Source organism: Curtobacterium sp. MCBA15_005 (genome assembly GCF_001864855.1).
Taxonomy (GTDB): Bacteria; Actinomycetota; Actinomycetes; order Actinomycetales; family Microbacteriaceae; genus Curtobacterium; species Curtobacterium flaccumfaciens.
In genome coordinates, this window is the sequence record NZ_MJGL01000045.1 from 91,853 (window position 1) to 104,120 (window position 12,268).

Consider the following 12,268-nt stretch of genomic DNA (forward strand, 5'->3'; position numbering starts at 1 on the left):
GTTCGGGAGCACTTTGGTTGTGCGCGGGGCTCCGGGCGGGACGTGCTCCGGGCCGGGCGGGACGTGCGCCGGGCGGCCGGTCAGTCGGCGACGGCGGGCTGCTGCGCGACCATCGAGCCGGTCACGAGCTCGCGGAGTTCGGCGGGCAGCGGGATCGGTCGGCGGGCGCCCTCGCGGTCGATGATGACGTGCACGAACTCACCCGTGGCGAGCAGGGCACCGTCGGACTGGCGGAACAGGCCGAACTCCCACGACAGACTCGTGGTGCCGAGTTGCTTCGAGCGCATCCCGACCTCGATGACGTCCGGCCAGACGGCGGACTCGACGAACCGGCAGCTCGACGACACCAGCACGGCGATCCACTCCGACGAGAACGGGTCGAGCCCGGCGACCTCGCGGAACCAGTACGTCGACGCGTTGTCCATCGCCGAGTAGTAGATCGTGTTGTTGACGTGCCCGAACATGTCGTTGTCGTTCCACCTGGTGGGGTAGGTCCGGCGGAACGGGTACTCGTCGATGGTCATCGGTCTCCGATCGGTGGTGCGGGTGTGGCGTGCACCGCGTCGGGCCGCAGGACGTACTCGAAGGCCGCACGTGCCCGGTCGGGATCAGGGGTCTCACCGGAGATGAACTCGGCGTAGGTGAACGACTCGGAGATCCGGACGAGCAGCCGTGCGAGCTCCTCAGCCGACAACGGTGCCGGATCGAACGTACCGGACGACTCCTGCTGCTCGATGAGTGCGGTCACCCGGGCGACGAACCGGCTCTGCACGTCGCTGTCCGAGGTGGTGAGCAGACGCATCGCCCGAGCGGGTTCGCGGGTCAGGAACGCCCGGAAGTACGGGGCGTCGATCAGGTCGGCGGTGAACCGGTCGAGCACGACGACGAGCCGGGCAGCTCCGGTCGCCCCGATCTCATCGGCGGCGTGGGTCGCCCCGTCGAGGGTCGGGACTGCGAGGGACCACAGGATCTCGGACAGCAACCGGTCACGGTTGCCGACCCACCGGAACAGCGACGTGCGGTCGACGCCGAGTGCGGCAGCCAACGCCCCCATGTCGATCCGTGAGCCGGCGATGAAGGTGTGACGGGCCTCCCGGAAGGCGCGCAGCGCTGAATCCGATGTGTACACGCGATCCTCTCTTGCAACGTTTTCGAGAATGATGCATCGTGGATCCCATGTCAACGACGATGCCCGCGACGCCCCTGCTCGAATCGGACTTCTACGGCTTCCAGCAGCAGCTCACCGAGCAGGAGCGCGCGTCGCTCGGGCAGCTCCGGCAGTACCTCGAGCGCGAGGTCGCGCCCATCGCCGACGCGTACTGGGCGCGCGCCGAGTTCCCGATGCAGGTGATCGCGCCGCTGGCCGAGCTCGGCATGTACGGGCCCGGCATCCCGCTCGTGCGGCAGTTCGAGAACTCGGCCGTGTACCGCGGCTGGGCGGCCCTCGAACTCGGACGCGTGGACGCGAGCGTCGCCACCTTCATCGGCGTGCAGTCCGGCCTGGCGATGAACTCGATCGCGGTCGCCGGCAGCGACGAACAGCAGCGCGAGTGGCTGCCCCGGATGGCCACGGGCGAGATCGTCGGGGCGTTCGGGCTCACCGAGCCGTACTCGGGCAGTGACTCGGCGAAGGGCCTGCGCACCACCGCCCGGCGCGAGGGCGACGAGTGGGTGCTCGACGGCGAGAAGCGCTGGATCGGCAACGCCACCTTCGCCGACGTCGTCGTGATCTGGGCGAAGGACGTCGCCGATGGTCAGGTCAAGGGCTTCCTCGTCACCACCGACACCGCGGGCTTCACCGCGACCAAGATCGAGGACAAGATCGCCCTGCGCGGGGTGCAGAACGCCGACATCGTCATGCAGGACGTCCGGGTGCCCGAATCGCGTCGGCTGCAGAACGCCACCTCGTTCCGCTCGACCGCCGAGGTGCTCCGGCTGACCCGCACCGAGGTCGCCTGGCAGGCCGTCGGCATCGCGGTCGGGGCGTACGAGGCCGCGCTGGCCTACGCCCGCGAGCGGATCCAGTTCGGCAAGCCGATCGCTGCGCACCAGCTCGTGCAGGACCTGCTCGTCAAGTCGCTGTCGAACATCACGGCCTCGATCGCACTGTGCACGCAGGCCTCGGCCATGCAGGATGCCGGGGTCGGTGGCGACGAGCACTCCGCGATGGCCAAGGCGTTCGCCACCGCGAAGATGCGGGAGACCGTCGCCTGGTGCCGCGAGGTGCAGGGCGGCAACGGCATCGTGCTCGACAAGGGCGTGGCCCGGTTCTTCGCCGATGCCGAGGCGATCTACTCGTACGAGGGCACGCGCGAGGTCAACACCCTGATCGTCGGGCGGGCGATCACCGGGCAGGCCGCGTTCGTCTAGCGGCCCGCCCGGCTCGCGCCCGCTCGCCGGGCGCGAGCGCTACCCGAGCAGGGCCGGCCGCTCCCACTCCTGGTCGAGCACGTGCTGCCCGAGGAACGCGAACACCGTCTCGTACCAGACCACGGCGTGCTGCGGGGCGAGCACCCAGTGGTTCTCGTCCGGGAAGTACAGGAACCGGTGCGGCATCGAGCCGTCCGGTGCCGCGTGGTGCTCCGCGAGTTCGGACCAGAGCCGCAGCCCCTCGCCGATCGGCACCCGGTAGTCCTTGTCGCCGTGGATCACGAGCATCGGCGACGTGATCTCGGCCACGAACCGGTGCGGGTCGTTCGCCCCGATCCCGTCGGCGTCGAAGATCGACGACCAGTACTGCGACGAGTCCGTCGTGCCGTTGAACTGGTCGAGCGCCCACAGGCTCGCGTGGGTGACGATCGCGCGGAACCGGTCGGTGTGCCCGGCGACCCAGTTCGCCATGTACCCGCCGAACGACCCGCCCATCGCTGCGGTCCGGGTTGCGTCGATGTCCGCCCGCGCCTCGACCACGTCGGTGATCGCCATCAGGTCGGTGTACGGCGCCTGCCCCCAGGCGTTCCAGCCGCGGTTCACGAAGTCGAGTCCGTAACCGGTCGAGAGCGCGGGGTCCGGCAGCAGCACGGCGTAGCCCCGGGCTGCGAGCAGCATCGGGTTCCAACGCCAGGACCACTGGTTCCACGAGTTGAGCGGTCCGCCGTGGATCCACAGGACCAGCGGGTGCGGCCCGTCGCCCTCGGGCACGACGAGCCAGCCGCGCACGCGGGCGCCGTCGGCGGCGGTCGTCTCGACCTCTTCCAGGTGCGCGGGCAGGTCCGGCAGGGACGCCGGCGTCCCCAACGGGGTCACCGTGCCGTCCGTCGCGATCCGCACCGGGTGCAGCGGGGCCGCCCAGGAGGCACGGAGCGCCACGACCACGCCCGTCGCCGCCGCCACGCGCAGGCTCGAGTACGCCCAGTCGTCGTGCGTCAGCTGCTCGACGGCTCCGCCGTCGAGGGGGATGCGGAAGACCGGCGCGCGGCCGTCCTGGTCGGCGACCGCCAGGAGCGCGCGGTCACCGTGTTCGAACACGAGCTCGCTCGGCCAGCGGTCCCAGTCGGTCGCGACGCGGCGGGCGTCGGAGCCGTCGATGCCGGCGACCCAGACCTCCTGCTGGTTCGCGCCGGCCGGGGTGGAGCGGACGGTGCGGACCCAGGCGATCGTCCGGCCGTCGTGGCTCAGCGCCGGCATCTCGTGGTCGACGTCGACGTCGTCGAACAGCACCGTGCGGTGGCCGCTGGACAGGTCGATGGTGACGAGCGTCGAGCGGTCCCCACGGGCCTCCCGGACACCGACGGATGCCAACAGGACCGAGCCGTCGGGCGTGAGCGCTCCGCTGACGTGGTCGAGCGAACGGCCGGGGGCCGGTGTGCGGTCGACGGGCCGGACGGGTTCGGCGTCGGCGTCGGTATCGCTGTCGGTGGCGCTGCCGGCCGCGTCGAGCGTCAGGACGTGCGTCTGTGCCGGGCCGAGGTCGTGGTCCCAGTACCGCACCGGGTAGGTCTCGTGCAGGATCGCGCGGACGTGCTTGTCCTTCCGGGTCTTCCGGAGCACCGCGTCGGCTTCGAGCACGGTCGCCGGGTCGGAGCCGGCCCCCGGCAGCAGGTCGGCCGTCAGCGCGACGACGTCCGACGACGCCGCGGTGGCCAGGACCCCGCCGACGCCCCCGGCCAGCCGGGTGAGCGGACGGGCCTCGCCGCCGGCCGCGGGCAGCACCCAGAGCTGGGCTGCCTCGAGGTCGGTGGCGTCGGCGTCGGGCCGACCGGAGACGAAGAGCAGGTCACCGGTGCGGGTGAAGGCGATGCCGCCCTCGCCCTTGGCGGAGCGTGTGAGGCGGACCGGGCGCGCGGCGGTGTCGGGGGTCGGCGTCGCGGGCACCTGCCAGATCGATCGGCGGTACCCGGTGGCGTCCGGGTCGAGCGCACTGACCGTCAGCGCGACGCGGGTGCCGTCGGGGCTGATGTCGATGCCGTCGACGCGGGGGAGCGCGATGTACTGGTCGATGTCGGAGAACGGGGTGCTCATGCGTGCACGCTCGCCAGGTCCTCGGCCCAGAAGGCAGCGACCTGCTCGGCGACCGCGGTGCCCTGGGCGTGACCGGCCTCGGCCGACGGCGCCTGCGTGGCGAGCGAGAGCGAGTTCGTGCCGAAGGCCTGTTGGGACGCGCTGTCCGCCACGACGACCTCGACCGACGAACCGGCGGCGCGCAGTGCCTCGACGGCGACGTCGAGCCAGGGCCCGCACGGTGACGGGCCCTCGGGGCCGCAGGCGATGACGAGCACCCGCTCGTACCCGGCGGCCGCGTCGGCGTTGGTGCCCGAGCGGACGCCACCGTCGACGTGGGGGCGGCCGTCGACGGCGACCGGTGTCCAGACGAAGGGCACCGAGCAGCTGGCAGCGACCGCACGGGGGAGCGGCACACCGTCGGCCGCCGTCAGCAGGCGGAAGGTGCCGTCGGTGGCGTCGACCGCGGTGACGGCGAGCGGCTTCTCCGGCCACTCGGTGGACGGGAGCGTCTCGCCGAAGGTCGCCGTGCGCTCGTCGTCGCTCTGCCCGCCGACGACCTGCTGGGCGGCCTGGCCGAGTCGAGCGCGGGCGTCCTGCTCGCCGGTCGCACCCTGCAGTGCTGCGCCGATGTGCTGCTGCACGGCTTCGACGTCGATGGGCGCCGGCTCTTCGTACGTGGTGGGCGCAGGGGTGTGCTGCTGGTCGTAGGCCTGCTGGACGGCACCGTTCCGGACGAACGCGCCGACGACGCTGCCGGCGCTGGTGCCGACCACGAGGTCGGCGGCGTCGAGGTCGACGCCGGCTTCCTGCAGTGCGACGAGGACACCGACTTCCCACGCGATGCCGGCGACACCTCCGCCACCGAGGACGAGGGCTCTGGATCCGGGAACGGTCGTGCTGACGTCGGTCATGGGTCCTGCTTACCAGCTGCGTGCGACGGGCCGGTGGAGGCCGATGGATCCTGTGGAGAACCCGCCTGTGGACAACTCCGTCCGCGTCGGTGGCGTGACCTAGCGTCGTGGTCATGGGGAACCAGCGTTCAGGACGGGTCGGCACGGTCGTGTGGCCGATCGTGGTGGCTGCTGCGCCCACCGCGGCGTTCCAGCTGCCGAACCTGTTCGTCACGCCGGCGGTCCGACTGTCGCTCGTCGCGTTCGGGCTCGTCGTGCTCGTCGGCGCCGTGACCGTGCAGGTGGTCCGGACCCGGCGCAGCGACGCCGCACGGTCCGTGGCCGAGGACAACGCCACCGCGGCCGAGCTCGAGCAGTCGACGGCGGTCCGGTACGCGTTCGGCCAGATCGCCACCCGGCTCGTCCGGTTCACCGAGCTGCCCCGGTCCGACCGCCACGGCGAACTCTCGGTCGTCGCCGACCGCGTCGCCGTGGCCCTGGCGTTCTACCTGCTGCCGAAGGTGCCCGACGTCCGCGCCAACGTGTACCAGCTGTCCACCGATCTGCGGGCGCTCGAGCCGATCGGTCACGGTGGCGCCGGCGACACCGCCGGGGTCTTCCGAGCGGGCACGCCCTACGGCGACCGCAACCTCGAGTGGGTGCTGGTCGGGGGATCACCCCGGATCGTCGGTGACCGCTCGGCCGATGTGGACGTCGACCAGGACCTGCCGGGCTTCGAACCGCGGTACACCTCGTACGTCTCGGTGGTGATCCGGTCCGACCAGTACTCGTTCGGCATGCTCACCGTCGACTCCCCGGTCCCCGACGCCTTCACCGAACTCGACGCCAAGAACATCGCGATGATGGCGTCGTTCATGGCCGTCGCGTTCTCGCTGACCTACTCGTTCCCCGAGCGCGACCGCAATCCAAGGAAAGGCCCGTGATGCTCACACGCTCTGTCGGACGCTCGACGTACGATGCCCCCATGACGACCGTGAACCCTGCTCCGCCGTCGTTCGGGCGTGCCCGGATCTCTTCGCCGAACTGGAACGACACCACCACCGACGCCGACTACGAAGACCTCGACGTCATCGCCGCCAACATCGAACGCGAGCGCGTTGCAGCCCGGCTCCGGGTCACCGCAGCCATCGCCGCGCGTCTGGGTCGCTGACCCCTCCCGCATCGTCCACGACGAACGGCTCCCACGCATGCGTGGGAGCCGTTCGTCGTCTGCGAGCCGGAGCCGGAGCCCGAGCCGGAGCCGGAGCCCGAGCCCGAGCCGGAGCCGGTGTCGCGGCTACCGCGCCTCGGTCACGTCGATGAGGACCTTGCCGACCGTGTCCTGCTCGACGGCGTCGTGCGCCTGCGCGGTCTGCTCGAGCGCGAACCGGGTGAGCGGGAGACCGACGTCCTCGCCGACCGGAAGCACACCGTCGTGCAGCGCCTCGGTGACGTCCTCGGCCGCCGCGGACAGCGCCTCGTCGCCGATCGTGTAGAGCAGCAGGAACTGGTAGCGGGCGTTCACGCTCATGTTCGGGCGGATCGGCAGGCTCGCCTCGTCGCCGCCGTTGTTCGCGTAGATCGACACGACGCCGTGGTTCGCCAGCACGTCGGCGACCAGCGCGGCGTTCTGCGGGATCGACACCTCGACGACGATGTCGACACCGTCCGGTGCGATCGACCGGATGCGCTCGGCGGCGTTCTCGTCGCGGTAGTTCACGACGTGGTGGGCGCCGGCCGCAGTCGCCAGTGCTGCCTTCGCGTCCGAGCTGATCGTCGTGATGACGGTCGCGCCGGCCCAGCGGGCAAGCTGGATCGCGGCGTGCCCCACGGCACCGGCGCCGCCGGCGACGAGCACGGTGAAGCCGTCCAGGGCACCGGGGCCCAGGCGTGCGGGGCCGTCCTCGTGGGTGGTGAGCGCTCGGTGCGCCGTCATGGCGGGCACGCCGAGCGAGGCGCCGACGTCGAACGAGACGCCGTCGGGCAGCGGGACCACGCGCGACTCGGGTACGACCGTGTACTCCTGCGCGGTGCCGGTCGGACGTGACGCGGCCGCCATGAACAGCCAGACACGGTCGCCGACGGCCAGTCCGTCGACTCCGGCACCGACGGCGTCGACGACACCTGCGCCGTCCTGGTTCGGCGTGATCTCGGGGAACGGCAGCCCGTCGCCGTAGGTCCCGCCGGCGCGTGCCTTCCAGTCGGTCGGGTTGACGCCGGAGACGACGACGCGGACGCGGACCTCACCGGCTCCGGGCTCCGGGATCTCCCGCTCGACGAGTTCGAGGACGCTGCTGGCACCGGGCTTCGTGTAGACGATCGATCGCATGTCCCCAGGCAACCACTCGTCGCCGTCGGGGATTCCGAGTGCGGCGTGCTCAGCGCGCGTCGTACCCCTCGCGCGCCTCGGCGACGTCGGGCATGTGCGAGGTGGCCCAGTCCTCCAGCGGCACGAGCACCGTGCGCAGCGACCGGCCGAGCTCGGTCAGTTCGTACTCCACGTGCGGCGGGATCTCGGGGAACACCGTCCGCGTCACCATGCCGTCGCGTTCGAGGGCCCGCAGCGTCTGGGTGAGCATCTTCTGCGAGACCCCCTGCACCCGGGCCGCCACCGCCGAGTACCGTGCGGGACCGTCGGCGAGGGCGCCGATCGTCAGCACGCTCCACCGGTCGCCGATGCGGTCGAGCAGCTGCCGACTGGGGCAGTCCGCCGCATAGGGGCTGTACTCGAGTGCTGACATGGTGTCCTCCGCAACGCACCGCCAGGTGCCTACTTACTCAAAGAGAGTAACTCTTGTACGGTGACTGTCAACGTCACTGACGCCCAGCACGTCCACGAAGGGAACACCATGACCAACATCGTCGTCTTCGGAGGCACCGGCTACGCCGGCTCCGCCATCACCCACGAGGCACTCTCCCGCGGCATCACCGTCACCGCGGTCGCTCGCGACACGAGCAAGCTCGAGCCGGCCGAGGGCCTGACCCTGGCGCAGGGTGATGCGTTCGACGCCGACTTCGTGTCCGAGGTCACGAAGGGTGCCGACGTCGTCGTCGTCTCGCTCCACGCCGTGCAGGCGGACGGCAGCGAGCTGAAGGACAAGTTCCAGCACTTCGTCGACGCCGCCGCCGCAGCGGGTGCGCGTCTCGGCATCGTCGGCGGTGCCGGTTCGATGCGCGTGTCCGAGGACGGCCCCCGCCTCTTCGACACCGACGGCTTCCCGGATGCCTTCAAGGGCGAGGCGAGGAGCCACGCGCAGATCCTCGACGCCCTGCGCGCCTCGGACACCCAGGTCGACTGGTTCTACGTGAGCCCCGCCGCGGCCTTCGGCGGCTACAACCCGGGCGAGCGTCGCGGCACCTACCGCGCCTCGGACGAGGTCCTGCTCGCCGACGCCGAGGGCAACTCGGACATCTCCGGCGCCGACTACGCGATCGCGTTCGTCGACGAGATCGTCACCCCGGCGCACCACCAGACGCGTTTCGGCGTCGCCTACTGAGGCACTGCCCCTCGCAAGACACCGGTGTTCACACAACACACCGCGGGATCCCGCGGCGTCGAGCGTGAACACCGGTGTTTTGCGCACTGCCCGACGCGACCAACGGGCGGACGGGAGGCGCGGGGCGGGGCCGCCACGGGCCTCCAGGCCGGCGGGTGGTCACCGCCAGGGCCCCCGCTAGTGGGCGACGATCGCCGGCACCGGCAGGTGGTGGCGCATCCGCACCGCCAGGTGCAGGCCGCCCCGGCGGGCGAGCACGAGCGCGATCACCGCGGCGGCTGCTGCCGGCACGCCACCGGCGACCATCATCCCCACGTGCGCGCCGTAGTGGTCGACGATCTGTCCCATCAGGGGCCCGCCGATCGCCTGCCCACCGAGCAGCACCAGGACGTAGAGCGACATCACCCGGCCGCGGATCGCCACGTTCGACGACAGCTGCACGAGCGAGTTCGACGCGGTCTGGAACAGCAGCTGCGACATCCCCACCGCCACGAGCGCGACGGTGAACGGTGCGATCGCCGGGATCGACCCCGAGACGACGAGCAGCACGCCCGTCCAGAACACCCCGCCGACGATGGTGCGGAGCCGGACGACGGCCCGGCGGGTGGACAGCAGCGCGCCGACCAGGGCGCCGATCGCCACGGCGGAGTTGAAGACCCCGTAACCGCCGGCACCGACGTCGTACACCTGTGACGCGAAGGCGGAGAGCAGCACGGGCATCGTCAGTGCGAACACCGAGAAGAACGCGACGAGGATCACCGGCACGATGATCGTCGGCTTGTGCACGGCGTAGCGGAGGCCCTCCACGAGCTGCCCCTTGCCGCGGGGTGCCGGGGGTGTGCGGTGCAGTTCGGAGACCTTCAGGAACCCGAGCGTCACGACGACGGCGACGCAGGCGATCGCGTTCACACCGAACGACCACCCCGCGCCGACCGCGACGAGCAGGGCCCCGGACAGCGCCGGACCGATCATGCCGCCCAGCTGGAACACCGACGAGTTCACGCTGATGGCGTTCCGCAGGTGCTTGTGGCCGACGATCTCGGTGACGAACACCTGCCGTGCCGGGTTGTCGATCACGGTGACCATGCCGACCAGGAAGGCGATCACCCAGATGTGCCACGCCTCGACGACGCCGGCCAGCGTCAGGACGGCGAGCAGCGCGGACAGCACCGCGAAGGCTCCCTGCGTGATCATCATGAGCGCGCGCTTCGAGAACCGGTCGACCAGGACGCCGCCGAGCAGCCCGAACAGCAGCATCGGCGCGAACTGACAGGCGACCGTGATGCCGACCTGCGCGACCGACCCGGTGAGCTGCAGCACGAGCCAGTCCTGTGCGATGCGCTGCATCCAGCCGGCGGTCATCGCCACCAGGTTGGTCGCCGTGAACAGCCGGAAGTTCGGCACGGACAGGGCGATGAGCGTGTGGCGCCACGGTGGTCGCGTGGCCTGGATCGGGAGCGGTTCGGTGGGCGGGGGGAGGGTCGTCGGTGACGCGCTCACGGTGCGGGGTTCTCCGGACGTCGGTGTGGATCTGGTACCCCAACGAAACTACGTGGCGCCGGCCCATTCGATACCCCTATGGTGGCTATCACTCCATTGCGATGTCGAATGACCGCGCGAACGACCGCGCGAATGGCCGCGCGAACGACCGCGCGAACGCCGCGCGAACGAACGAGGTGTCCCGTGCTCGATCCGGTCCTGTTGCAGACGTTCCTGGCCGTGGCGGAGACCGGCAGCTTCACGCAGGCCGGCACCCGGCTCGGCATCAGCCAGCCGACGGTGTCCCAGCACGTGCGGCGCCTGGAGACCGCGGTGGCGCGCACCCTGGTCGCCCGGGACACCCGCGGCGTCGCCCTGACCGACAACGGGGACGCGATGGCCGGGTTCGCGCGGACGATCCTCGCCGCGCACGCCACCGCCGACGCCTACTTCTCGGGCGCAGCCACCCGCGGACGGCTGCGGTTCGGGGCGGCGGACGACCTCGCCATCACGCAGCTGCCACGGATCCTGCGGGACTTCCGACGACTGCACCCGCAGGTGAACCTCGAGCTCACGGTGAACCAGTCGTCACCGCTGCTCCGCCGGGTGCACGCCGGCCAGCTCGACCTGGTGTTCATCAAGCAGACGGCGGGGGAGTCCGCCGAGGGAACCCGGGTCGCCACCGACCAGATGGTGTGGATGGCGCAGGACGGCATCGCCCTGGAACCCGGCGAACCCGTCCCGCTCATCGCGTACCAGGCGCCGAGCATCAGCCGGCAGATGGCGATCGACGCCCTCGAGGCCGCCGGCCGCACCTGGCGGATCACCTGCAACACCCGCGACGTCAACGGGGTGCTCGCCGCCGTGCGCGCGGGCATCGGCGTCGCGGTGTTCCCGCACTCGCTGATCCCGGCCGACCTGGTGAAGGTGTCGCAGCGGCTCGGGCTGCCGGACCTGCCGGCGGTGGACTACGTCCTCATCGCCAACCCGACGGTGCAGCGGGAGCCGATCGACGCGCTGACGAACGCGATCCTGTCCCGCGGGGTCGTCCGCGCCGTCTGAGCGCGCGCATCGGCGCCGAGACGCCGTCGTGTTCCGGGATGGTGAACGCGACGAGACGCCGTCGTGTTGTCCCGCCGCCGCCGAGACGCCGAGACGCCTCGACTTTCGGGGGCGTCTCGACGTCGACGCGGCGTCCTGCCGAGACGACGGCGTCCGAGCGCTCGCGGGCCGCGCGGCGCTACGGAGCGAGCGTCGGGGTCGTGCCGGTGCCGGTGACGTCCGGCAGCGTCACCCCCGCGAGCGGCAGCAGCGCCGCCGCGACGGCCCACAGCAGCACGACCGTACCGACACCACCGAGCACGGCGCCGAGCAGCGCGACCGGCCGCTGCCACGTGGCCGTCCGGTCGCGCAGCGTCACGATCGAGAGCACCAGCGCGAGCAGTCCGAGCACCACGCCGACACCGTGCACGGTCGCGGGAGCGGTGAACCACCAGGCCGCCAGACCGATCGTCGCGATCCCGGCGACGGCGCCGAGCACCGCACCGGCGGTCGCGCCGAGCGCACGGCGCGGCTCCGGCACGGCGGCTGCGGCCACGGGCTGGTCGAGCAGTTCGGTCGGGAGGCCCGCCTCGCCCCCGCGAGCACCCTGCGGCACCGGGGTGGGTGCGACCACGGCCGTGGTCGCGTCGACGTTCGGGGTCGCGACGGCGGGGCTGCCGGGAGCGGCGGCGGCCGGTGCCGCGTGCAGGACGGCGTCGAAGGATCGCGCGGCTGCGGCTGCGGCTGCGGCTGCTGGTGCGGCCGACCGTGCGGCGGCCTGCTGGTGGGCGAAGCGCCGGGGCGTCCGGTAGCCGATCGGGCCGACGGGCTCGGGTTCGGTGCCCTCGACGACCACGTGTTCCAGGCCGGGCACCGAGAACCGCGGCTGTCCGGCGACGGGCACCGCGGGTGCGGCGG

General features: G+C 71.7%; 12 protein-coding genes and 1 pseudogene. 5 read left to right on the forward strand and 8 right to left on the reverse strand.

All coding sequences use genetic code 11. The features are described from left to right. Positions 1-80 precede the first annotated feature (80 nt). A complete protein-coding gene (locus BIU89_RS13415; protein WP_071247241.1) occupies positions 81-524 on the reverse strand; it encodes an acyl-CoA thioesterase in 444 nt (147 codons plus the stop codon). After that, positions 521-1,129: a QsdR family transcriptional regulator gene (locus BIU89_RS13420; protein ID WP_071247243.1), complete on the reverse strand. Its 609-nt coding sequence runs from the start codon at positions 1,127-1,129 to the stop codon at positions 521-523. The genes BIU89_RS13415 and BIU89_RS13420 overlap by 4 nt, the downstream gene beginning before the upstream one ends. A 59-nt stretch (positions 1,130-1,188) precedes the next feature. Between BIU89_RS13420 and BIU89_RS13425 the strand changes: the two genes are divergently transcribed. Further along, positions 1,189-2,370, forward strand: a complete 1,182-nt coding sequence (locus tag BIU89_RS13425) for an acyl-CoA dehydrogenase family protein (protein WP_071247245.1) — start codon at positions 1,189-1,191, stop codon at positions 2,368-2,370. 39 nt (positions 2,371-2,409) lie between these two features. Here BIU89_RS13425 and BIU89_RS13430 read toward each other — a convergent pair whose 3' ends face one another. Both BIU89_RS13430 and BIU89_RS13435 read right to left on the reverse strand, forming a co-directional pair. Continuing rightward, positions 2,410-4,461: a S9 family peptidase gene (locus BIU89_RS13430; protein ID WP_071247247.1), complete on the reverse strand. Its 2,052-nt coding sequence runs from the start codon at positions 4,459-4,461 to the stop codon at positions 2,410-2,412. Further along, complete coding sequence (locus BIU89_RS13435) at positions 4,458-5,354, reverse strand: patatin-like phospholipase family protein (RefSeq protein WP_071247249.1); 897 nt, start codon at positions 5,352-5,354, stop codon at positions 4,458-4,460. The genes BIU89_RS13430 and BIU89_RS13435 overlap by 4 nt, the downstream gene beginning before the upstream one ends. 113 nt (positions 5,355-5,467) lie before the next feature. Between BIU89_RS13435 and BIU89_RS13440 the strand changes: the two genes are divergently transcribed. Both BIU89_RS13440 and BIU89_RS13445 read left to right on the forward strand, forming a co-directional pair. Further along, complete coding sequence (locus BIU89_RS13440; protein ID WP_071247251.1) at positions 5,468-6,277, forward strand: GAF domain-containing protein; 810 nt, start codon at positions 5,468-5,470, stop codon at positions 6,275-6,277. A 41-nt stretch (positions 6,278-6,318) separates the two neighbouring features. After that, the gene (locus BIU89_RS13445) at positions 6,319-6,504 is read left to right on the forward strand and encodes a hypothetical protein (protein WP_027465208.1); all 186 of its coding nucleotides are present in this window, start codon (positions 6,319-6,321) and stop codon (positions 6,502-6,504) included. A gap of 126 nt (positions 6,505-6,630) precedes the next feature. On the opposite strand, the gene BIU89_RS13450 is transcribed toward BIU89_RS13445, so the two are convergent. Both BIU89_RS13450 and BIU89_RS13455 read right to left on the reverse strand, forming a co-directional pair. After that, positions 6,631-7,662, reverse strand: coding sequence for an NADPH:quinone reductase (locus BIU89_RS13450; RefSeq protein ID WP_071247252.1), 1,032 nt, complete (start codon positions 7,660-7,662; stop codon positions 6,631-6,633). 49 nt (positions 7,663-7,711) lie between these two features. Beyond that, complete coding sequence (locus tag BIU89_RS13455) at positions 7,712-8,074, reverse strand: winged helix-turn-helix transcriptional regulator (RefSeq protein WP_071247254.1); 363 nt, start codon at positions 8,072-8,074, stop codon at positions 7,712-7,714. A gap of 108 nt (positions 8,075-8,182) precedes the next feature. Here BIU89_RS13455 and BIU89_RS13460 point away from each other — a divergent pair, with 108 nt between their 5' ends. Next, positions 8,183-8,830 (forward strand): NAD(P)-dependent oxidoreductase, encoded by a 648-nt coding sequence (locus BIU89_RS13460; protein ID WP_071247256.1) that lies wholly within the window; start codon positions 8,183-8,185, stop codon positions 8,828-8,830. Positions 8,831-9,007: 177 nt separating this feature from the next. Here BIU89_RS13460 and BIU89_RS13465 read toward each other — a convergent pair whose 3' ends face one another. Continuing rightward, positions 9,008-10,330: an MFS transporter gene (locus BIU89_RS13465; RefSeq protein ID WP_071247258.1), complete on the reverse strand. Its 1,323-nt coding sequence runs from the start codon at positions 10,328-10,330 to the stop codon at positions 9,008-9,010. Positions 10,331-10,513: 183 nt separating this feature from the next. Here BIU89_RS13465 and BIU89_RS13470 point away from each other — a divergent pair, with 183 nt between their 5' ends. After that, positions 10,514-11,371, forward strand: a complete 858-nt coding sequence (locus BIU89_RS13470; RefSeq protein ID WP_017886578.1) for a LysR substrate-binding domain-containing protein — start codon at positions 10,514-10,516, stop codon at positions 11,369-11,371. Positions 11,372-11,549: 178 nt separating this feature from the next. Here the strand turns inward: BIU89_RS13470 and BIU89_RS13475 are convergent. Beyond that, positions 11,550-12,268 (reverse strand): annotated as a pseudogene (locus BIU89_RS13475) (hypothetical protein); the annotation flags it as partial.

What these genes read in the sequence shown, in the direction of transcription:
- BIU89_RS13455 (WP_071247254.1), bottom strand. Translation starts at nt 8,074, where the DNA reads ATGTCAGCACTCGAGTACAGCCCCTATGCGGCGGACTGCCCCAGTCGG.
- BIU89_RS13425 (WP_071247245.1), top strand. Translation starts at nt 1,189, where the DNA reads ATGCCCGCGACGCCCCTGCTCGAATCGGACTTCTACGGCTTCCAGCAG.
- BIU89_RS13415 (WP_071247241.1), bottom strand. Translation starts at nt 524, where the DNA reads ATGACCATCGACGAGTACCCGTTCCGCCGGACCTACCCCACCAGGTGG.
- BIU89_RS13435 (WP_071247249.1), bottom strand. Translation starts at nt 5,354, where the DNA reads ATGACCGACGTCAGCACGACCGTTCCCGGATCCAGAGCCCTCGTCCTC.
- BIU89_RS13440 (WP_071247251.1), top strand. Translation starts at nt 5,468, where the DNA reads ATGGGGAACCAGCGTTCAGGACGGGTCGGCACGGTCGTGTGGCCGATC.
- BIU89_RS13430 (WP_071247247.1), bottom strand. Translation starts at nt 4,461, where the DNA reads ATGAGCACCCCGTTCTCCGACATCGACCAGTACATCGCGCTCCCCCGC.
- BIU89_RS13460 (WP_071247256.1), top strand. Translation starts at nt 8,183, where the DNA reads ATGACCAACATCGTCGTCTTCGGAGGCACCGGCTACGCCGGCTCCGCC.
- BIU89_RS13445 (WP_027465208.1), top strand. Translation starts at nt 6,319, where the DNA reads ATGACGACCGTGAACCCTGCTCCGCCGTCGTTCGGGCGTGCCCGGATC.
- BIU89_RS13450 (WP_071247252.1), bottom strand. Translation starts at nt 7,662, where the DNA reads ATGCGATCGATCGTCTACACGAAGCCCGGTGCCAGCAGCGTCCTCGAA.